Genomic DNA, 21006 nt, shown 5'->3' on the forward strand with positions numbered 1-21006 from the left:
ACCAGCCGATTCCGCCGACCAGCGCGGCCCTCGCCTCATCGCGACGCCCAACGCTCGGCCGCGCGTCGCAGCTCCCGCCTCACGCCCGCGAGTCCGTGCACGTGCGTGGAGGCACGGCGGTCGGCGGCCTCTGCCAGCAGCTCGAGCAGCTCGACGGGGTCGCCCTGGTGGGCCGCGTGCGCGGCCGCCCGGCGCACGTGCTCGGCGAACAGCACCTCGTCGCGGTGGTCGCCGAGCACGTCGTGCAGGCGCTCGCCGGCCACGGCGAGCGCCCGTGCCCGCCCGCCGAACAGCTCGACAGGCACAATCGTCACGGCGTCGGCGGCATACCGCAGCCGTCGGCCGGCCTTGCGCACGACGTGCAGCTCGTCGGCGCCGACGGACGGGCCGATCCGCTCGGCACGGGCGACGGCGCGCCGCGCCTCCCGGGCGAGGAGGTCGCCGAGCACCTCGTCGGCCGGGTCGACGGCCAGCGGGGTGAGCGGCGGCGCCTCCAGGAACTCGGCGAGCATCAGGCGGCGGGCGGATGCGCGAGGCATCCCCTGCCGCTCCGCGAAGCGCGCCAGCGCGAGGCGGTGCGCCTCGACCTCGGCGTCGACGAGACGGGCGCGCGCCGCGCCGAGCGCCGCCGGGGTCGAGGAAGCGCGCGGGTCCTCGCGCGCCTCCTCGAGTGCGCGTTCTGCGACCTGCACCCGCACTTCGATGTCTCGCACGGTGCCGAGCTCGCGCCCGAACTCCCGGTATCGGCGGCGGATCCCCTCGGCGACGGACGCGTCGAACAGCGGCCCGTAGGCGCCGAGCACGCTACGCAGACGCCGCACGTACGTGCGGAGCTGGTGCACCGCGTCGGGCTCGTCGGCGAGCGCCGCGGGCTCGAGGGCGTCGAGCCGCTCGCCGATCGCGCGCAGGGCGCCGACGAGCGCGGTGCCGGCGTCGGAGTCGGTGACATCCGGCGCCGGGTCTTGGTCAGCCATGGCCCAGCCCGTGCCTCGCCATCAGGTCGCCGTCGCGCTCGAGCCGACGAAGCACCTCGTCGGGGCCGAGTTGCATGACACCGGGCTCGAGCTCCTCCCACTCGCGCGGCGCGGCCACGCGTGGCGCCTCTCGGCCGCGCATCGTGTACGGCGTCGCCGTCGAGCGGGCGGCGCTGTTCTGGCTCCAGTCGATGAACACCCGGTCGACGCGCTTCTCCTTCCCGACCTCGGCGACGAGCGTGTCGGGATGCACCTCGGCGAGCTCCTTCGCCACGGTGCCGACATAGGCCTGCACGGCACGCGAGCTGCGCCTCCCGCTCAGCGGTGTGTACAGGTGGAGGCCCTTGCCGCCACTGGTCACCGGCCACGCGATGAGGTCGTCCTCGGCCAGCCGCTCGCGGATGAGCCGTGCCGCGACGACGCACTCGTCGAGCCCCGCGCCCTCGCCGGGGTCGAGGTCGATGACGAGCCGGTCGGGATTCCGGATGCCGCCACGCGGCCCCGCCCGCCACTGCGGCGTGTGCAGCTCGATCACCGACTGGTTCGACATCCATTCCAGGCCCCGGACATCGTCGATGAACGGGTACGTCACGAGCTTGGCGGGCTTCGATGATCCGGGATTGGATGAGAGCGGCATCCGCCTCAGCCAGGCGGGGGCGTACCGGGGCGTGTGCTTCTCGAAGAACCGCGCGCCGCCCACGCCCTCCGGAAAGCGAATGCGGGTCACCGGCCGGTCGGCCAGCTGGGGCAGGATGACATCGGCGACGGCACGGTAGTACGCGACGAGGTCGCCCTTCGTGAAGCCGGTCTCGAAGAGCGGCCGTTCGGGATGCGTGATCCGCACGGCGTGGGTCGGCGAGCGGGTCACAGGGCGAACCTCCGTTCCTCACCGGTGGCGAACTCGGACTCGATGCCCTCGACGACGATGCGGATGGGCGCTGCCTCCCCCGGCAGCGACGTGATGCGCAGCTCGTCCTGCGAGAACGTCACGCTGAGCGCCTGGTCCCGGTACACGAGGTGAAACCTGATGGAGCTGATCTCGGCGGGGAGCTGCGGGTGGAACCACAGCCGGTCATCGCGCATCTCGAGGCCCGCGTAGCAGCGCGTGACGAGGTCGACTGAGCCTGCCATGGCGGCGATGTGCACGCCCTCGCGGGTGGTGCCGCGCTGGATGTCGTCGAGGTCGCTGCGCAGGGCCTGCCCGAGGAAGGACCACGACCGCGCGCGGTCGCGTCGCGCCTCGAGCCACGAGTGCACGACGTTCGAGAGCGTCGACCCGTACGTGGAGGTCGCCGAGTATCGCTCGACCGTTCGCACGACCGCGTCGGGCGGGAGGTCGTAGCCCATGTCCGCGAGCAGTTCCCGCAGCTCTTCGGCCGAGAACAGGTAGAGCAGCATGAGCGCGTCGGGCTGCTTCGAGACCTGGTAGCGGTTCGTGGTGTCGTGATCGGCGTTCAGGAGCAGGTCGAGCCGCCCGATCCACGGGTGGCGTGCACGGTACCGGTCGAGATCGATGGGCTCCAGGTCCTGGTAGCCGTCGAACTGCGAGAGCGTACCATCGTCGTTGAACACGACCGTGAGACGGTGGGCGATGCGCTCCCACTCCTCGGGTTCGCCCGGCGCGATATCGAGGCGTCGCCAGGCGAGGCGGCCCGGATGCCGCTGCAGCACGTCGAGCGTCGCGATGGCGCGCCGGAGCACCCAGGCGGTCATCACGTTGGTGTACACGTTGTCGCGCACGCCCTCACCGGGGCGGTCGAGGTAGCCGTCGTGGAACTCGTCGGGACCCATGACGTGGTCGATCGAGTACCGGTCGCGCGCGGCGTCGTAGACCGCGAGCGACGCGAAGAACCTGGCGATCTCCACGATGAGGTCGGCCCCCTCGTGCACTAGGAACTGGGTGTCGCCGGTGGACTCGTAGTACTGCCAGGCGCTGAAGGCGATGGCGAGGCCCACGTGGCGCTGCAGTCGCGAGTTGTCGGGCATCCACTGTCCGTTCAACGGGTTGAACAGCCGCCTCGGGGTGACGTCGTCGCCCGCAATGCCGCTCTGCCACGGGAACATGGCACCCGCATGCCCGGCGCGGGTGGCGGCCGCACGCGCGGCGCCGAGACGCCGGTGCCGGTACGCGAGCAGCGCCGGGGTCAGCGTCGGCCGACGCAGCGTGATGAACGGGTACACGAACAGTTCGTCCCAGAACACGTGGCCACCATACGCCTCGCCGTGCAGGCCGCGGGCGGGAACACCCGCGTCGAGGTCGGCGTCGACGGCGTTGAGCGTCTGCAGCACATGGAAGGCGTTGACGTGCAGCGCGAGCGCCTCCTCGCCTGCGGGCTGCAACTCCACGGCGAACTCGAGCCACAGGCGCTCCCACGCCTGCGTGTGCGCGACCAGGAGCTCGTCGAAGGAGCCCGCGTTCGCGACGCCCTCCGCGGCGGCTTCCGCCGGCGCGAGCACCGCGCGGTCGCGCGAGGTGCTGACGTGCACGATCTTCTCGATCACGAGGGCCGTGCCGGACACGGCATTCGTCGTGAACTCGTGCGCCACCGCACCGCCCTCATCGGCGTCGAACCGGCGTTCGGGCTCGAGCGCCGACTCGCCGAGGCGCACCGACGTTCGGGCTGCGGTTGCGATGCGGATGTTCGACCGCCTCGTATTCACCTCGAGCAGCACGGTGTCGCCGGACGGCTCGAGCAGTGCCGTCGGGCGCAGGTGCCGATGCGTGGACGGCGAGTGACCGGGCACGTTCACGTTGGCGACCCGGCCGTCGACGCCCGACCGCACCGTGACCGGCCCCGACCAGTCCACGGGGACGATCGACACGCGCAAAGCCGCAAGCCGCGGCGTCGCCTGCGAGACGAACCGGTCGCTGCGCACCGTGGTGAGCCGGCCGAGGGTGTCGCGCACCGTGACGCTCCTCGTCAGGATGCCATGGCGCACGTCGAGCTCCTGATGGAACGCGACGAGGTCTCCGTCGTCGAGCGCGTCGAGCCCGAACCAGTCGCCGTCGCCGAGACGGACCCGCACCGGCAGCCAATTCGGCGCGTTGACCATCTCCTCGTCGGGCATCGAGACGCCGTCGACGGTCCAGTCGACGACGTCGTAGACGCCCGCGAAGTACGTGCCCGGATAGTGCACGTCATCGGCCGACGACTCCTCGGCAGCTCCGCGGGTGCCCCAGTAGCCGTTCGCGAGGGTGCAGAGCGCCTCCCGCTTGCCCTCCTGCGCGGGTAGGTACTCGTCGAAGGCCACCACCCAGACCTCGGCGTCGTCGGGCTCGCCATCGGGATGCGGGAGGCCGCAGAGGCTCTCTTCGAGGAGGCGAGTCGCGGCCATGCCCCCAACGTTACGCTGAGACATCCGCCCGACGCACCAGACAGGTCCGGACGATCGCTATCCGGCGTCGTCGACGCGCACGCGCTTGATGCGCGACGACTCGCCGCGCAGGATCGTCACCCTCGAACGCGGCACCCCGAAGTGCGCGGCCAACGCGGCGACGACGCCCGCGTTCGCGGCGCCGTCGACCGCGCGCTCCCGCACGTACACGGTGACGGATGCCGCGGGGTCGCCCTCGGTCTCCTCGACGAGCGGCCCCTTGCGACTGCCGGGCTTCACCCGCACCGTCAGGTCCATCGCGCGGGTCGCCTACCGCTGGCGACGCTCGCGCACGCGCATGTTGATCACGATGGGCGAGCCCTCGAAGCCGTAGATCTCGCGCAGGCGTCGCTGGATGAACCGGCGGTAGCCCGGGTCGAGGAACCCGGTGGTGAACAGCACGAAGGTCGGCGGGCGGCTCGCGGCCTGCGTGCCGAACAGGATGCGGGGCTGCTTGCCGCCGCGCACCGGGTGCGGGTGCTCCTGCGTGAGCTCGGTGAGGAACGCGTTGAACTTGCCCGTGGGAATGCGGGTGTCCCAGGACTCGAGCGCCGTCTCGAGGGCGGGCACGAGCTTCTCGAGGTGCCGGCCCGTCTTCGCCGAGATGTTCACGCGCGGCGCCCAGGCGACATGGTGCAGGTCCTGCTCGATCTCGCGCTCGAGGTAGCGTCGGCGGTCGTCGTCGAGGAGGTCCCACTTGTTGTACGCGAGCACGAGCGCGCGGCCCGACTCGAGTACGAGGTCGATGATGCGCACGTCCTGCTCGGAGACCGGCTGCGAGACATCCAGCAGCACGACCGCGACCTCGGCCTTCTCGAGGGCCGCCTGGGTGCGCAGCGAAGCGTAGAAGTCGGCGCCCTGCTGCAGATGCACCCGCCGGCGGATGCCCGCGGTGTCGACGAAGCGCCACACCTTGCCGCCGAGCTCGATCTGCTCGTCGACGGGATCGCGTGTGGTGCCGGCCAGCTCGTTGACCACCACGCGCTCTTCGCGGGCCGCCTTGTTGAGCAGGCTCGACTTGCCGACGTTCGGCCGTCCGAGGATCGCCACCCGCCGGGGACCGCCGAACTCGTCCTTCGCCACGGCCGACACCTGCGGCAGGACCCTGAAGACCTCCTCCAAGAGGTCGGCCACGCCGCGCCCGTGCAGCGCCGAGACCGGATACGGCTCACCGAGGCCGAGGCTCCAGAGGGCCGCCGCCTCGGGCTCCTGCCGTGCGTCGTCGACCTTGTTGGCCACGAGGAACACGGGCTTCTTCGCCTTGCGGAGCAGTCGCACCACGTGCTCGTCGGTCGAGGTCGCGCCGACCATGGCATCGACGACGAACAGCACCACGTCCGAGAGGTCGATCGCGACCTCGGCCTGCGCGGCGACGGATGCGTCGATGCCCCTCGCGTCGGGCTCCCACCCGCCGGTGTCGACGAGCGTGAAGCGCCGGTCGAGGTACTCCCCCTTGTACGCGACGCGGTCGCGCGTGACACCCGGCGTGTCCTCGACGACGGCCTCGCGGCGCCCGAGGATGCGGTTCACGAGCGCCGACTTGCCGACGTTCGGCCGGCCGACGATCGCGATGACCGGCAGCGCCGGGAGGTAGCGGATGCCCTCCTCGCCCTCCTCCGAGAGCTCGAGCACGTCGAGGTCGTCCTCGTCGAGCTCGTAGTCGGCGAGCCCCGACCGGAGTGCGGTGGCCCGCTGCTCGGCGAGCTCCTCGTCGACGTCGGCGAGGCGCTCGGCCAGATCGTCGTCGACGACGGCCTCGTCGTCGTACTCGGCCTGCTGGTCGGTCATGATGTCTCCTCTGAAGTCTGTGCGCAGCCGGGATCCGTGCCCGTCGCGGCGCTACCGCACCACCTCGTGCTGCGCGGCCCGGATCACGCCGATCACCGCATCGACGGTCTGCTCGAAGTCGAGCTCCGTCGAATCGACGGTCGTCACGCCCTCGGCGGCGGTCATGAAGTCGACGACCTTCGCGTCGGCCTCGTCGCGGCGGCGCAACTGCTCCCCCGTGTGCTCGGGCGCGGTGTCGACGAGTTCGGCGGAGCGCCTGGCTATTCTAACCGCCTCCGATGCCGTGAGCAGGATCCGCACGGGCGCATCGGGTGCGACGACCGTCGTGATGTCGCGACCCTCCACCACGATGCCGGGGCGGCGCTCGTCGGCGATGATGCTGCGGAACAGCTCGATGAGGTGCGTTCGCACCTCGGGCACGCGCGCCACACGGCTCACCACCGCCGTGATGTCGGGGTCGCGGATCGCGGTGGTCACGTCGACGTCGCCGACCTGTACGGCGTACCCGGCCGGGTCGGTGCCGATGCGGTACTCGAAGCTCGACACGCACGAGATGACGGATGCCGCGTCATCCGTGTCGACGCCGCACGCCTCAGCGTGCCAGGCGAGCGCACGGTAGGCGGCGCCCGTGTCGAGGAAGCCGTAGCCCAGGCGACGCGCGACCTCCTTCGAGACGCTCGACTTGCCGCTGCCGGCGGGACCGTCGACCGCGACGACGAGCGGGTACACGGGAGTGGGTTCGTTCACGTTCAACCTGTTCGATGAGTTCGGTTCGTTCGACGCGTTCAGCCGGCGATCCGCCAGCCGCGCGCGGCCAGCTCGTCGGTCAGGCGCTCCACCACCTCGGGGAGCACGAAGATCTCGGCGAGGCCGACCTGCGCGCCCGGCGAGTGCTCGAGGCGGAGGTCCTCGAGGTTCACGCCGGCGTCGCCGACGTCGTTGAAGAGCCGCGCGAGCTGGCCCGGACGGTCGTCGACCATCACGATGAGGCTCGCGTACCGGCGATCGACGCCGTGCTTTCCGGGCAGGCGCTCGACGCCCGTGTTGCCGCCGAAGAGTTCCTCGGCGATACGGCGGCGGGCACCGGGCGCCTCGAAGTCCTCGAGGGCGGCGATGAACCGATCGAGGTCGTCGCGGTAGGCGCGCAGGATCTCGGCGACCGGCCCGGCGTTCTGGCCGAGGATCTGCACCCACAGCTCGGGGTCGCTCGCGGCGATGCGCGTGACGTCGCGCAGGCCCTGCCCGACGAGATTGAGCGCCGCGTGCGGTGCATCGATGAGGCGGCGGGCCACGAGGCTCGAGACGACCTGGGGCACATGCGAGACAAGCGCGACGGCGCGGTCGTGCTGCTCGGGCGTGAGCTCGACGAGCGTGGCCCCGAGGTCGAGGATGAGGTCGTCGATGGCCGCGGCGTTCTGGTACGAGACGTTGCCGTGATCGACCACGACCCACGGGCGTCCGACGAACAGGTCAGCGCGGCCCGACATCGGTCCGCCGCGCTCGCGACCGGCCATCGGGTGCGTGCCGATGTAGCGGGAGAGGTCGGCACCGCGCGCCTTCAGGTCGTGGTAGACGGCGAGCTTGACGCTCGCGACATCCGTCACGAGCGCCTCGGGGAAGGCCTCGAGCTCGGCCGCGACGACGTCGGCGGTGACATCGGGCGGCACGCACACCACGACGAGCTGCGGCCGGTCGCCGGGCTCGGCCGGGCGCCCGGCGCCGTAGTCGACGGCGATGGCGAGGTGCGTGGGCGACGCGTCGGCGAGGATCACGTCGATGCCCTTCGCCTTGAGGCCCAGGCCGATGCTCGCGCCGAGCAGGCCGACACCGACGACGCGCACCGGCCCGATCAGGCGTGATTCGGTCACGGGTCCCCTTCGTTCGATCCGGCGCCGTCGTTCGATCCGGCGTCACCGCGCGTGGCGTCCGCAGCGCGGGAGATCGTGAGCAGTTGGCCGAGTTCCACCTTAGTCAACTCGCGCAGGGCGCCCGACTTCAGGGTGCCGAGGTGCAGGGGCCCGAAGCTGCGGCGAACGAGGTCGGCGACCGGATGCCCCACGGCGTCGAGCATGCGGCGCACGATGCGGTTCCGCCCGGAGTGCAGCGTCACCTCGACCATGGTGTGCCGGTCGTCGCCCTGCTGCTGCAGGATCCGACCACGGTCGATCGCGATGGTGCCGTCGTCGAGCTCGATGCCCCGCTTCAGTCGCTGCAGCGTTTGCGGCGTCATCCGGCCACGGACCTTCGCGATGTACGTCTTCTCCACGCCGAACGACGGATGCGCGAGCACGTGCGCGAGCTCGCCGTCGTTGGTGAGCAGCAGCAGCCCGCTCGTCTCCACGTCGAGGCGGCCCACGTTGAAGACACGCTCCTCGAGCCCGTCCGTGAAGCGCCTGAGGTCGGGCCGGCCCTGCTCGTCGCGCATCGACGACACCACGCCGCGCGGCTTGTTCAGCAGGTAGTAACGCTTCGCGGGGTCGAGCTGCACCGCGACGCCGTCGACGGCAACCAGGTCGGTCGTGGGATCGACGCGACTGCCCAGTTCGGTGACGACGCGCCCGTTGACCTCGACGCGGCCCTCGACGATGAGCTGCTCCGAGACCCGGCGGCTTGCGACGCCGGCCGCCGCGAGCACCTTCTGAAGACGCTGGCCTTCGTTCGTCTGGTCGGCCCCACGGTCGCGCTGCTCAGTCAAGGTCGAATCCCCCTTGGCCATCGTCGAGCAGCGGAGAGATGTGCGGCAGCTCGTCGACGGAGTTGATGCCGATGTTCGTGAGCAGCAGGTCGGTCGTGCCGTACAGGATCGCACCCGTCTCGGCGTCGGTGTCGACCTCGGTGATGAGGCCCCGACCGAGCAACGTGCGCACGACCGAGTCGACGTTCACCGCCCGGATCGCCGCGATCGACGGGCGCGAGATCGGCTGCTTGTACGCGATCACCGCGAGGGTCTCGAGCGCGGCCTGCGACAGCTTCGACGACGACTGGGTGAACACGAAGTCGGCCACGAGCGTGTCGTACTCGGCGCGCACGTAGAAGCGCCAGCCGCCGCCCACTTCCCGCAGTTCGAATCCGCGACGGATGCCGCGGGCCGACGCCTCCTCCTCGGCGATGTCGGTGCGCGGCTCCCCCGAAGTGCCCGTCCCGTCGTAGTCGGCGACGAGACGCGCGATGGCGGCGCGCACCTCGGCGACCGGACGCGCGACTGCAGCGGCGAGCTGCACGACACCCTGCGGCTCGTCGGCGATGAAGAGGATGGCCTCGAGTGCGCGGTCGAGGTCGAGCTGGGCCTGGCCGGGCACGTCGAGCGGCGTGACGATCGACAGCTCGGGCCCGCGATCCTGCATTGGTCGAGTAGGGCGCGAAGCGCCCGTATCGAGACCCTCGTCAGGTCTCGATACGCGCCCTCCTTCGTCGGCCGCTACTCGACCACCGGACGTCTCACTCGTCATAGTCGGCCCCCAGGCTCTCGAGGTTCTCATCGGACCAGCTCTCGGCGGCCCATCGCAGTGTGAGTTCACCGAGCGGCTCGAGCTGCTCGAACCCGATCGCCGAGTGCCGGTACAGCTCCAGCACGGCGAGGAACCGTGCAACGACCACACCGCGTTGCCCGATGCCGGCGATCAGCTCGCGGAAGGTCACGGGCTCGCCGCGCCGCAGCACCGCGACGACGTGCGCCGCCTGCTCGCGGATCGAGACGAGCGGCGCGTGCAGGTGATCGAGGCCGACGGTGGGCACCGCGCGCGGCGTGAGCGCGAGCGTCGCGAGGGCCGCGAAGTCCTCGGCGCTGAGCGTCCAGCGCAGTTCGGGCTCGCGTCGGCGGAACCGCTCCTCGAGCCGCACGCTGCGGGGATGCCGCAGCGATTCGGACTCGAGGTGCGCCGCGAACCAGCGCGAAGCCTCCTTGAACGCGCGGTACTGCAGCAGCCGAGCGAAGAGGAGGTCGCGCGCCTCGAGGAGCGCCACGTCCTCGGCGTCGACGAGCTCGCCCTGCGGCAGGAGCCCGGCGACCTTGAGGTCGAGCAGGGTTGCGGCCACGACGAGGAACTCCGACGCGCGATCGAGCTCCTCCGCGGAGTCGAGCCCCCGCAGGTAGGAGATGAACTCGTCGGTCACCGCCGACAGCGAGACCTCGGTGATGTCGAGCTCGTGCTTGGCGATGAGCGAGAGCAGCAGGTCGAACGGTCCCTCGAAGTTCGAGAGCGCGACGCGGAACCCGGGCGCCTCATCCGACCCGTCGACGGCCGCGCCGTCCAGTGCCGGGGTCTCGCCGGGCGCGCGCTCGTCGGGAACCGGGACCGTCTCAGGCGACCGCGCCACGGAAGACCAGCTCCCTCGCGAGCTGCCGGTACGACGTCGACGCCTGGTGATCGGGCGCGAACTCGGTGATCGGGGTCGCGGCCACCGTCGCGTCGGGGAACTTCACGGTGCGCGTGATGACCGTCTCGAGCACCTTGTCGCCGAACGCGTCGACCACCCGCTCGAGCACCTCGCGCGAGTGCAGCGTGCGCGCGTCGTACATGGTCGCGAGGATGCCGTCGAGCTCGATCGCGGGGTTCAACCGGTCGCGCACCTTTTCGATGGTCTCGATGAGCAGGGCGACGCCGCGCAGCGCGAAGTACTCGCACTCGAGCGGGATGACCACTCCATGGCTGGCCGTGAGCGCGTTCACGGTGAGCAGTCCGAGCGATGGCTGGCAGTCGATGAGGATCACGTCGTAGTCGGGTGCCACCCGGCGGAGCACGCCGGCGAGGATCTGCTCGCGGGCGACCTCGGTGACGAGGTGCACCTCGGCGGCCGACAGGTCGATGTTCGCGGGGATCACGTCGAGCCCCTCGACCATCGTGTGCTGGATGGCGTCGGCCGGCTCGATGCTGCGCGACAGCAGCAGGTCGTAGATGGTGGGCGCATCGTGGGTCTGCACGCCGAGTCCGGCCGAGAGCGCGCCCTGCGGGTCGAAGTCGACCGCGAGCACCCGACGCCCGTACTCGGCCAGGGTGGCGCCCAGGTTGATGGTGGTCGTCGTCTTGCCGACCCCGCCCTTCTGGTTGCAGAGGGCGATGATGCGGGCCGGACCGTGCGAACGCAGTGGGGCGGGCTCGGGGAAATCGCGGTGGGGACGACCGGCGGGACCGACCTCGGGCTCCAGCGACGCGATGCCGTCAGCCGGGTCCTGCGTCTGGTTGGTCACGTCTGGTCTCTCTCCTGCGTCGTCGGCGCCTGCGTCCCGCAAGTGCTTGGTCGATTCTAGCGAGCACGCGGGTGGGAAGCCGTGTACATCTCCCGGAGTGTATCGGCTGTGACCAGCGTGTAGATCTGGGTCGTCGCGACCGACGAATGCCCGAGCAACTCCTGCACCACGCGCACGTCGGCACCCCCTTCGAGCAGGTGAGACGGATGCCCCGAGCCCGGCCCGCTCGGCCGCCCGATGGATCACGTCCCACGCGGCCTGCCGCGACATCCGTCGACCGCGGAGGCCGAGGAAGAGCGCCGGCGTCGCGGTGCCTCGCGCCGACAGCGCCGGACGGGCGCGCACGAGGTATGCGTCGATCGCACGACGCGCATACGAGCCGAGCGGCACGATGCGCTGCTTGCCGCCCTTGCCGAACAGCCGCACCACCTCGTCGTCGACGAGGTCGTCGACGTTCAAGGACACCGCCTCCGAGACGCGCGCGCCCGTGGCGTAGAGGAGTTCGAGCAGCGCCGTGTCGCGCAGCTCGTGCAGTTCCTCGCCGCCGACGGCCGCGAGGAGCGCCTCGACCTCCTCGACCGGAATGGCCTTCGGCAGGCGCATCGGCAGCTTCGGCGGGCGCAGTTCGCGCGAGACATCCGCTTCGATGACGCCCTCCTCGGCGAGGAATCGGTGCAGGCCGCGCACCGCCGAGAGCACTCGCGCGATCGACGAGGTCGCGAGCGCCGGGCGGCGTTCCGCGCCGAGGAACCGCACGAAGTCGGCGAGGTCCTGCTCCCGCACCGCACCGGGGCCGTCGAAGCCCCGGGCGGCGAGCCAGTCGGCGTAGAGGCCGAGGTCGCGACGGTACGAGGTGACGGTGTTGCGAGCGAGGCCGCGTTCCACCGTGAGGTGCCGCAGGTACCCCTCGACGGACGCGGTCGCGGTCATGGCCGCGCGGGCTCCCCGCGCGGCATGGAACGGCCGGGCCACGGGGCATCCGCCGGGCCGAGCCCCCGCCACCCTCGTGCTCGTGCCGCGAACGCCGCGAGCGAGGCGTAGACGAACGAGGAGTTCTGCACGCGACGCGCGAGCACCGCGTCGACGCATTCGTCGAGCGGGGCCCAGCGCGTCTCAATGTCGGCTTCCTCGGCCTCGCGCTCGAACGGCTCGTCGGTCGCGCTGAGCCCACGGGCGAGGTAGATGCGAATCGCCTCGTCGCTGCCGCCCGGCGACGTGTGGACGTCGATGAGCACCGCCCACTCGGATGCCACGAGGTCGCCCTCCTCGGCCAGCTCGCGCTTGGCCGTGGCCAGCGGGTCCTCTCCGTGCACGTCGAGGAGGCCCGCCGGGATCTCCCACGCGCGCGTGCGCACGGGATGCCGGTACTGGCGGATGAGGAACACGCGATCGTCGTCGTCGATCGCGAGCACGGCGACCGCGCCGGGATGGTCGACGTACTCGCGCACCAGGTGGTGCCCGCCGTACTCGACGGTGTCGCGGCGCACGTCCCAGATTCGTCCGTCGAACACCCGCTCGCTCGCGACGAGCGGCAGGTCGACGCGTTCGTCGGCGAGCGGCCCCGAGACCGACTCGGCGACCGGCTCAGCCATTCGCGACGTCGAACAGCAGGCTCGCCTGCTGCCGCTCGAGCGCCGCGCCCACGAGCCCGCGGAACAGCGGGTGCGGGTCGTTCGGACGGCTGCGGAGTTCGGGGTGCGCCTGCGTGCCGACGTAGAACGGGTGCACGTCGCGGGGCAGCTCGACGAACTCGACGAGGTGCCGGTCGGGTGACATGCCCGAGAACACCATGCCCGCCTGGGCGATGCGGTCGCGGTACGTGTTGTTGACCTCGTAGCGGTGCCGGTGGCGCTCGGAGACCTCGGTGGATCCGTAGAGCTCGGCCGCGATCGAGTCGGCCTCGAGCTTGGCCGGGTACAGTCCCAGGCGCATCGTGCCGCCGAGGTCGCCGGCGGCGATGATCTCGACCTGCTCCTCCATCGTCGCGATGACCGGGAACTCGGTGTCGGGGTCGAACTCGCTCGACGAGGCACCCGGGAGCCCGACGACATTACGCGAGTACTCGATGACCATGCACTGAAGTCCGAGGCAGAGGCCCAGCGCCGGCAGGCCGTTCTCGCGCGCGAACCGGAGCGCGCCGATCTTGCCCTCGATGCCGCGCACGCCGAACCCGCCCGGCACGCAGATGCCGTCAAGGTGCGCGAGATGCTTCTGCGCTCCCTCGGGGGTGCGGCACTCGTCGGACGGGATCCACTCGACGTTGACCTTCGTGTCGTTGGCGAAGCCGCCTGCCCGCAGGGCCTCGGTGACCGACAGGTAGGCGTCGGGAAGGTCGATGTACTTGCCGACCAGCCCGATCGTGACCTCGTGCCTCGGGTCGTGCACGACCTCGAGCAGTTCGCTCCAGCCCGACCAGTCGACGTCGGCGGCCTTGTCCACGAGGCCGAGCGCGTCGATGATGTACGCATCGAGGCCCTGCTCGTGCAGCATGGTCGGGATGTCGTAGATCGACGACACGTCGACGGCATTGACGACGGCGGCCTCGTCGACGTCGCACATCAACGCGATCTTGCGCTTGTTCGACTCGGTCACGGGCCGGTCGCTGCGCAGCACGAGCGCGTCGGGCTGGATGCCGATGGAACGCAGGGCGGCCACGGAGTGCTGGGTCGGCTTGGTCTTCTGCTCGCCCGACGCGCCCATGAACGGCACGAGCGAAACGTGCACGAAGAACACGTTCTTGCGGCCGAGTTCGTGGCGCACCTGGCGGGCCGATTCGATGAACGGCTGCGATTCGATGTCGCCGACGGTGCCGCCGATCTCGGTGATGATGACGTCGGGCTTGGGGGTCTCGGTCGCCTGCAGGCGCATGCGGCGCTTGATCTCGTCGGTGATGTGCGGGATCACCTGCACCGTGTCGCCCAGGTACTCGCCGCGGCGCTCCTTGGCGATGACCGTCGAGTAGATCTGGCCGGTCGTGACGTTGGCGGCCTGCGACAGGTTGATGTCGAGGAACCGCTCGTAGTGGCCGATGTCGAGGTCGGTCTCGGCTCCGTCGTCGGTCACGAAGACCTCGCCGTGCTGGAACGGGTTCATGGTGCCCGGGTCCACGTTGAGGTACGGATCGAGCTTCTGCATGACGACTCTGAGACCCCTGGACGTCAGGAGATTGCCGAGGCTTGCCGCCGTGAGTCCCTTGCCCAACGAAGAAACGACACCACCGGTCACGAAGATGTGCTTGGTCACGCCGTCAATAGGCTCAGGGCTCGAAATGTCTGTGCTCGAAAGAGCTCTGCCGCGTTCATCCACCACGGGCTTATAGTCTAACCCACGATCCTCGCCTGCTTCGCCGACATGCCCCACGTGCTCCCCCCTTCTCCGTTGGCGTCAGGTCGACGCGGTTCCCGGGCGACGCCGTGCCGCCGTGGTCATGCCGCCCGCTCCGAGGCGATCTCCAGCAGCTCCCGCGCGTGTGCCAGGCCGCTCTCCGAGTCGGCGAGACCCGACAGGAGCCGCGCCATCTCGGCCTCTCGCTCGGCACCGCTGAGCTGACGCACGCTCGACGAGGTCACCTGCCCGTCGGTGCCCTTCACGACGCTCAGGTGGTTCGTCGCGAACGCCGCCACCTGGGCCAGGTGCGTGACCACGATCACCTGCGACCGCTCGGCGAGACGGGCGAGACGCCGGCCGATCTCCATCGCCGCCGCGCCCCCGACCCCGGCGTCGACCTCGTCGAACACGAACGTCGGCACCGGGTCGGTGCCGGCGATGACCACCTCGATCGCGAGCATGACCCGCGAGAGCTCACCGCCCGAAGCGCCGCGCGACACCGGCCGCGGTTCGGCGCCGGGGTGCGGCTGCAGCAGGATCGCGACCTGGTCGCGTCCGTGCGACGCGGGCTCGTGCCCGGCATCGACCGTCACGCTGAGCCGCGCGTCGGGCATCGCGAGCGCCTCGAGCTCGGCGGTCACGGCGGCGGCGAGCCGATCGGCCGCCTCGGTGCGCAATTCCGTGAGTCTCGTCGCGAGCCGCTCGACGTCGTCGGCAAGTCGGGCGACGGATGCCTCGAGCAGCTCGATGCGCTCGTCGTCGCCGTCGAGCTCGACGAGCCGGAGACCACCCGAACGCCGGAACTCGAGCACCTCGTCGAGGGAGCCCCCGTGCCGGCGGATCAGCGCCGTGAGGAGCGCCCGGCGCTCCTGCACGATCTCGAGCTCGCGCGCGCTGTCGGCGTCGAGGCCCGCGAGGTAGCCGGCGAGCTCGGTCGAGGCGTCCGCGAGCAGGAAGCCGGCGCTCTGCAGCGCCTCGGCGATGGGGGCGAGCGCCGCGTCGTGCTCGACGACGTGCTCGAGGTGGCGGCGGGCGCTGTCGACGAGGGCGATGGCGTCGGGCGCGCCGTCGGTGAGGTCCTCGGCCGAGATGAGGGCACGAGCCTGGGCCGCGGCGAGGCGGAGGTCCTCGAGGTTGGAGAGGCGATCGGCGCGCTCCGCGAGCTCGGCGTCCTCGCCGGGCTGCGGATCGGCCGCCTCCACCTCGTCGAGCGCGTCGCGCAGCTCCGCGGCTTCGCGGACCCGTGCGTCGTGCGCGTCGCGGAGTCGTTCGAGCTCGGCGGCGTCGGTGCGCCACGCGCTGAAGCACTCGCGGTACTCGGCGAGGGCGGTCGCGAGTGGCGCGCCCGCGAACCGGTCGAGGGCGTCGCGTTGGGCGGCTGACGAACGGAGCCGCTGCTGGTCGGCCTGCCCGTGCACGACGACGAGCTCGTCGCCGAGGTCGCCGAGCACGCCGACGGGGGCGCTGCGGCCGCCGACGACGGCGCGACTCCGACCCTCCGCCGAAACCGACCGGCCGAGCAGCAGCTCACCGTCGTCGATTTCGCCGCCGGTCTCGGCGACGCGCTCGGCGATGGGGCCGTCGTCGGGCACGAGCCAGCGCCCTTCGACCCAGGCCTGCTTGGCGCCCGCGCGCACCGCACCCGCGTCGGCACGTGCGCCGAGGAGAAGGCCGAGCGCGGTGACGACCATGGTCTTGCCCGCACCGGTCTCACCCGTCACGGCGGTGAATCCCGAGCCGAGCGGAAGCGTGGCCTCGGCGATCACGCCGAGGTCGCGGATGCCGAGCTCCTCAATCAACGCAGCCCTCACTCATCGCGGCCCTCATTCACGGCCCGCCGGCCCTCGCCAACCCGTGACGGGGAGTTGGAACTTGTTGACGAGGCGGTCGGTGAACGGCGCCTCATGCAGGCGCGCGAGGCGCACGGGCACCGGCGACCTGCGCACGATGACGCGCGCGCCCGGCGGTAGGTCGAACGTGCGGCGACCATCGCACCAGATTACGGCGGCCGCCTCGGTGCGCTGCAGGATCTCGACGGCGAGCGACGAGTCGGGACCCACCACCAGCGGGCGGGCGAACAGCGCGTGTGCGCTGAGCGGCACGAGCAGCAACGCCTCGAGGCTCGGCCACACAACGGGACCGCCGGCCGAGAACGAGTACGCGGTCGAGCCGGTGGGCGTCGACATCACGATGCCGTCGCATCCGAACGACGAGAGCGGCCGCCGGTCGACCTCGACGACGACCTCCAGCATGCGCTCGCGTTCGGCCTTCTCGACGGTCGCCTCGTTGAGGGCCCAGCTCTCGTACACGACCTCCTGGCCGACCTTCGCCCGCACCGAGAGCGTCATGCGTTCCTCGACCGTGTAGTCGCGGGCGAGCGCCCGGGCGACCGTGTAGCCGAGGTCGTCGCGCTCGCTCTCGGCCAGGAAGCCGACATGGCCGAGGTTCACCCCGAGGAGCGCGATGGGGTGGTCGCGCATGAGTTCGGCTGCGCGCAGGATGGTGCCGTCGCCGCCCAGGACGATCACGAGCTCGATGAGGTTCGGGTCGACGTCTTCGAAGCGCTTGACCTCGCCGTTGAGCTCGGGCACGTAGGCGCGCACCTCCTCCCAGTGCTCCGCGGCGATCACGGGAACTGCGCCCTCGGCGAGCAGTTGGGAGCACACCTCGCCCGTCGCCTCGAGGGCCGACTGTCTGCCGGGGTGGGAGACCACGAGGAAGTGCCGTGCGTCGTTCACGCGTACGTGCCTCCAGTCAGCTGCTCCACCCGACGCATCCATTCTGTCGGATTCACGCCGCGCGACGCGCTGAGATGCACGAGGTATTCACGATTGCCGTGGCTGCCGGCGATTGGGGAGGACAGGACGCCCACCGTGCCGAGACCGACGTCGAAGGCCGCCCAGAGCACGTTCGACACCGCCTCGGTGCGTCGCGTCGCGTCGCGCGCGATGCCCTCGCGCACCCCGCCGCGACCGACCTCGAACTGCGGCTTCACGAGCAGCACGAAGTCGGCGTCGTCGGCCGCGGTCGCGCGCAGGGCGGGGAGCACCGTCACGAGCGAGATGAACGACAGGTCGGCGGTCACGAGGGAGGGCGCCTCCGCGACGCCCGTGAGCTCGGCCAGCCGGGCACGGTCGAGCGCCCGCACGTTGCAGCCCTCGACGAGCACGAGCCCCGGAGCCTCGGCGAGTTCGGGCGCGAGCTGGCCGTGGCCGACATCGACGGCGAGCACGGTTCGGGCGCCGCGCTCGAGGAGCACCTGGGTGAACCCGCCGGCGGACGCGCCGGCGTCGAGCACCACTCGCCCCGCCGGGTCGACGCCGAATCCGTCGAGCGCGGCGATGAGTTTGTGGGCTGCCCGGCTCACGTGGTGGTCGGATGCCGCCACCACGAGTTCGGCCGTCTCTGGCACCTTCATGGCGGGCTTCACCGCCGGCCGCCCGTCGACCGTCACGACGCCCCCGGCGACGAGCGCGGCCGCGTGCGTCCGTGAACGCGCCAGGCCGCGCGCTGCGAGGGCGGCGTCGAGCCGCTGCTCGGGCATCGTCAACTCACGCCACCCGAGGGGTCGGAGTGCTCGAGCTCGGCGCGCAGCCGGTCGGCCAGCTCCTGGTACCCCTGCGCCCGTTCCGCGAGCGGCCTCGTCTCGATGTCGCGGAGCTCGGCGACCGTGCCGTCGGGCGCCGCGTCGCGCTGGTCGCGACCGGCCGACGCGACCGCGGCATCCGTCATGTCGAACGCATCGACCGCGGCAGGCTCGTCGTCAGTGCTCACCAGACCACGCTACCCCGCTCCGCCCATCGTGCGGCGTCGCTCCGGCGGCACGCCGTCAGGAGTACAGCCTCGCCGGCACGTCGAGCGCGTGGATCGCCGTGCCCGACGACCAGATCGCGGCGCAGGCCGCACGCAGCAGGTCGAGCCCGCCGTCGCCGTCTGCGACGATCTCGACACGGTTGCCCAGGACGCGCACGCGCGCGGCGCCGACCCGGACCGCACCGCCGCGCACCGACTCGACGACCGGGTACGGCTCGTGCAGGCCGCGCAGGTCGCCGAGGATGAAATCGGGGCGACTGGTGGCGTCGGCGGCGAGCACCTGCTTGGCGCGATCGATGCCCGTGAGCACGAGGGCGCTCGACATGCCGGCACGGTTCGCGCCCAGGATGTCGGTGTCGAGCCGGTCGCCCACGACGAGCGGGTGCTGGGCGTCGAAGCGGCGTTTCGCCTCCTCGAAGATCGGCGTCTCGGGCTTGCCCGCCACGACCGGGAACCGGCCCACCGCGGTATGCACGGCGGACACGAGCGTGCCGTTGCCTGGCGCGATGCCCCGTGCGACCGGGATCGTCCAGTCCATGTTCGTGGCGATCCAGGGGATGCCCGGTGCCGCGGCATCCGGTCCCCCGTGCGCGTTCAGGGCGAACGACGCCTCGGCGAGCTCGCGCCAGCCCACCTCGGGTGCGAACCCCTGCACGACGGCCGCAGGCGAGTCATCCGCCGATCGCGTGACGCGGAAGCCGCACTTCTCGAGCTCGGCGACGATGCCCTCGCCACCGACGACGAAGACCAGGGCCCCGGGCTCGACCCGCTCCTCGAGCAGGCGCATGGCCGCTTGCGGCGACGTCACCACGTCGTCGGGCACCACGTCGAGACCGAGTTCGGCCAGGTGCCGGGCGACGGACGCGTCGTTCCGCGAGGCGTTGTTGGTGATGTACCCGACCGGGTGCGATGTCTTCGTGCGATTGAGGCTCTCGACAGCGTGCGGGATCGCGCCATGGCCAGCGTAGACGACGCCGTCGAGGTCGGCGAACACCGCGTCGATGCCCTCGAGCGGCGTCAACGCCTCAGCCTGCGTGCGGAACAGTCCCATGGGGCGTGCTCTCTTCGGCCTCGTCGGTCGTGCCGTCGGACTCAAGCTCGAGCCGCTCGCCGTCGGCGAGCACTGCCGCGACGTCGTCCTCGAGCACCGCGCCCGGGTCGTGGATGACGTCGCTCTCGTCGGAGTCATCGGATTCCTCGGACGCCGTGTCCTGCGCGGCATCCGGCTCGTCGTCCTCCTCGAGCTCGACCTCGAAGATCTCCACGAGCTCCGACTCGGCAGGGGCCCCGAGCGCTGCCTCGGCACGATCGGCACGCGCGCGCCAGTCCGCCGCCTCCGCAGTGCGCTCCAGTTCCTCGAGCACCTCGGCGTACGCCGAGAACAGGGCGGGGCTGTACGAGAACGCCCGGTCGGGGTCGAGCTGCGGGATCTCGAGCTCGGCGAGGGCGAGCTCGGGCTGGCCCAGGTCGAGACGTGCGCCCGACATCGCGATGGCGAGACCCACCTGCACGGCGGCCGGCAGCGTCGAGCGGTCGACCGAGCGGCCGACCTCGAGTGCACGATCCGGCCGCCCGACGCCGCGCTCGCTGTCGACCATGAGCGGCAGCTGATCGTTGCGCCCCGAGATGCGGCGGTAGGTGCGCAGCTCGCGCAGCGCGAGGGCGAAGTCATCGGTCGCGTACGCCGTGATGGCGAGCGTCTCGCGCACGACGGCGATGCGGCCCGCACGGCGCGCGGCGGACTGCGCGTGCCGATGCGCGAGTTCGGGATCGACGTCGAGGTAGACGGATGCCGCCACGAGATGCCGCGCGACCCAGTCCGCGTTCTCCTTGCTCAATGTCTTGAGCTCGGCGCGGGCGCTCTTCTCGAGGTCGCGCGCCTCGATCGACTCGGGGATCTCGGGATCGTCGTGACGTGGCCGCACGGCGAGGTTCGGAGCGCCCGGCGTCTCGCGAGGCCGCTGCTCCTCGCGTCGGCCACCATGCGGCTCGGGCCGGCCGCCACGCCGGTCGTCACTGCGCGCACCGGAGTACGGGCGCTTCGCATCCCGGCCCCCGTATGCACGCTTCGCGTCCCGGTCCCCGTACGGGCGCTTCGCGTCCCGGTCCCCGTACGGGCGCTTCGCGTCCCGGTCCCCGTACGGGCGCTTCGCGTCCCTATCACCGTACGGGCGCTTCGCAGGGCGGGCTCCTGAGGAGGACTCAGCTCCGGCAGCTCCACGACCGCCCTGCGGTCGCTGGCGGGGTCGCTCACCACGGTTCGGCCGATCCCTGCCGTCTGATTCGTCCTTGGGGTCGCTCACGAATGTCCTGTCGTGTGTGGAGTCCTCATCGGACTCAACCGTACTGCGGCCGGCGATGCCTGACCCGTCAACGAGAAATGGCCACCCGCCAGCGCTCGCGATCGAACGCAGTGGGTGGCCACTCCTCAATGTCTGTCCGGCGGTGTCCTACTCTCCCACAGGGTCGCCCCTGCAGTACCATCGGCGCTGCGAGTCTTAGCTTCCGGGTTCGGAATGTGTCCGGGCGTTTCCCTCGCGC

The 21006-nt window shown here is 71.3% G+C and carries 19 protein-coding genes, 1 rRNA gene and 1 pseudogene; all 21 read right to left on the reverse strand.

Annotated features, from left to right (window positions below; translation table 11 throughout):
• Positions 1 to 35: 35 nt before the first annotated feature.
• Positions 36 to 974: a CHAD domain-containing protein gene (locus tag IEX31_RS16560; RefSeq protein ID WP_188744508.1), complete on the reverse strand. Its 939-nt coding sequence runs from the start codon at positions 972 to 974 to the stop codon at positions 36 to 38.
• Positions 967 to 1842, reverse strand: coding sequence for a non-homologous end-joining DNA ligase (ligD, locus tag IEX31_RS16565; protein ID WP_188744509.1), 876 nt, complete (start codon positions 1840 to 1842; stop codon positions 967 to 969). Before ligD ends, IEX31_RS16560 begins: the two co-directional genes overlap by 8 nt.
• Complete coding sequence (locus IEX31_RS16570; RefSeq protein WP_188744510.1) at positions 1839 to 4310, reverse strand: glycoside hydrolase family 65 protein; 2472 nt, start codon at positions 4308 to 4310, stop codon at positions 1839 to 1841. The genes ligD and IEX31_RS16570 overlap by 4 nt, the downstream gene beginning before the upstream one ends.
• A gap of 57 nt (positions 4311 to 4367) precedes the next feature.
• Positions 4368 to 4607: a DUF167 domain-containing protein gene (locus tag IEX31_RS16575; protein ID WP_188744511.1), complete on the reverse strand. Its 240-nt coding sequence runs from the start codon at positions 4605 to 4607 to the stop codon at positions 4368 to 4370.
• 12 nt (positions 4608 to 4619) lie between these two features.
• Positions 4620 to 6137, reverse strand: a complete 1518-nt coding sequence (gene der / locus IEX31_RS16580) for a ribosome biogenesis GTPase Der (RefSeq protein WP_188744512.1) — start codon at positions 6135 to 6137, stop codon at positions 4620 to 4622.
• Between the two features lie 51 nt (positions 6138 to 6188).
• On the reverse strand, positions 6189 to 6884 hold the full coding sequence (gene cmk, locus IEX31_RS16585) for a (d)CMP kinase (protein WP_188744513.1): 696 nt from the start codon (positions 6882 to 6884) through the stop codon (positions 6189 to 6191).
• 38 nt (positions 6885 to 6922) lie between these two features.
• A complete protein-coding gene (locus IEX31_RS16590) occupies positions 6923 to 8005 on the reverse strand; it encodes a prephenate dehydrogenase (protein WP_188744514.1) in 1083 nt (360 codons plus the stop codon).
• Positions 8002 to 8853, reverse strand: coding sequence for a pseudouridine synthase (locus IEX31_RS16595; RefSeq protein ID WP_188744515.1), 852 nt, complete (start codon positions 8851 to 8853; stop codon positions 8002 to 8004). Before IEX31_RS16595 ends, IEX31_RS16590 begins: the two co-directional genes overlap by 4 nt.
• A complete protein-coding gene (gene scpB / locus IEX31_RS16600; protein ID WP_188744516.1) occupies positions 8825 to 9481 on the reverse strand; it encodes an SMC-Scp complex subunit ScpB in 657 nt (218 codons plus the stop codon). The genes IEX31_RS16595 and scpB overlap by 29 nt, the downstream gene beginning before the upstream one ends.
• Positions 9482 to 9575: 94 nt before the next feature.
• Positions 9576 to 10454, reverse strand: coding sequence for a segregation and condensation protein A (locus IEX31_RS16605; RefSeq protein WP_188744517.1), 879 nt, complete (start codon positions 10452 to 10454; stop codon positions 9576 to 9578).
• Positions 10438 to 11325 carry a ParA family protein gene (locus IEX31_RS16610; protein ID WP_188744526.1) on the reverse strand — a complete coding sequence of 296 codons (888 nt, stop codon included), beginning with the start codon at positions 11323 to 11325 and terminating at the stop codon, positions 10438 to 10440. Before IEX31_RS16610 ends, IEX31_RS16605 begins: the two co-directional genes overlap by 17 nt.
• 56 nt (positions 11326 to 11381) lie before the next feature.
• A pseudogene (locus tag IEX31_RS16620) lies at positions 11382 to 12255 on the reverse strand (site-specific tyrosine recombinase XerD).
• A complete protein-coding gene (locus tag IEX31_RS16625; protein WP_188744518.1) occupies positions 12252 to 12917 on the reverse strand; it encodes an NUDIX domain-containing protein in 666 nt (221 codons plus the stop codon). Before IEX31_RS16625 ends, IEX31_RS16620 begins: the two are co-directional and overlap by 4 nt.
• On the reverse strand, positions 12910 to 14577 hold the full coding sequence (gene pyrG, locus IEX31_RS16630; protein ID WP_308423556.1) for a CTP synthase: 1668 nt from the start codon (positions 14575 to 14577) through the stop codon (positions 12910 to 12912). Before pyrG ends, IEX31_RS16625 begins: the two co-directional genes overlap by 8 nt.
• A gap of 173 nt (positions 14578 to 14750) precedes the next feature.
• Positions 14751 to 16451: a DNA repair protein RecN gene (recN, locus tag IEX31_RS16635; RefSeq protein ID WP_188744520.1), complete on the reverse strand. Its 1701-nt coding sequence runs from the start codon at positions 16449 to 16451 to the stop codon at positions 14751 to 14753.
• Between the two features lie 24 nt (positions 16452 to 16475).
• Positions 16476 to 17390 (reverse strand): NAD kinase, encoded by a 915-nt coding sequence (locus IEX31_RS16640; RefSeq protein WP_229662446.1) that lies wholly within the window; start codon positions 17388 to 17390, stop codon positions 16476 to 16478.
• The gene (locus tag IEX31_RS16645; RefSeq protein ID WP_188744522.1) at positions 17387 to 18196 is read right to left on the reverse strand and encodes a TlyA family RNA methyltransferase; all 810 of its coding nucleotides are present in this window, start codon (positions 18194 to 18196) and stop codon (positions 17387 to 17389) included. Before IEX31_RS16645 ends, IEX31_RS16640 begins: the two co-directional genes overlap by 4 nt.
• A gap of 2 nt (positions 18197 to 18198) precedes the next feature.
• On the reverse strand, positions 18199 to 18426 hold the full coding sequence (locus tag IEX31_RS16650; protein ID WP_188744528.1) for a hypothetical protein: 228 nt from the start codon (positions 18424 to 18426) through the stop codon (positions 18199 to 18201).
• Positions 18427 to 18481: 55 nt separating this feature from the next.
• Complete coding sequence (locus IEX31_RS16655) at positions 18482 to 19516, reverse strand: HAD-IIA family hydrolase (RefSeq protein WP_188744523.1); 1035 nt, start codon at positions 19514 to 19516, stop codon at positions 18482 to 18484.
• Positions 19491 to 20390, reverse strand: a complete 900-nt coding sequence (locus tag IEX31_RS16660) for a hypothetical protein (protein WP_188744524.1) — start codon at positions 20388 to 20390, stop codon at positions 19491 to 19493. Before IEX31_RS16660 ends, IEX31_RS16655 begins: the two co-directional genes overlap by 26 nt.
• 512 nt (positions 20391 to 20902) lie before the next feature.
• Positions 20903 to 21006 (reverse strand): 5S ribosomal RNA (gene rrf / locus IEX31_RS16665); the annotation flags it as partial.

The sequence above is a fragment of the Agromyces bauzanensis genome (assembly GCF_014645655.1).
Classification (GTDB): Bacteria; Actinomycetota; Actinomycetes; order Actinomycetales; family Microbacteriaceae; genus Agromyces; species Agromyces bauzanensis.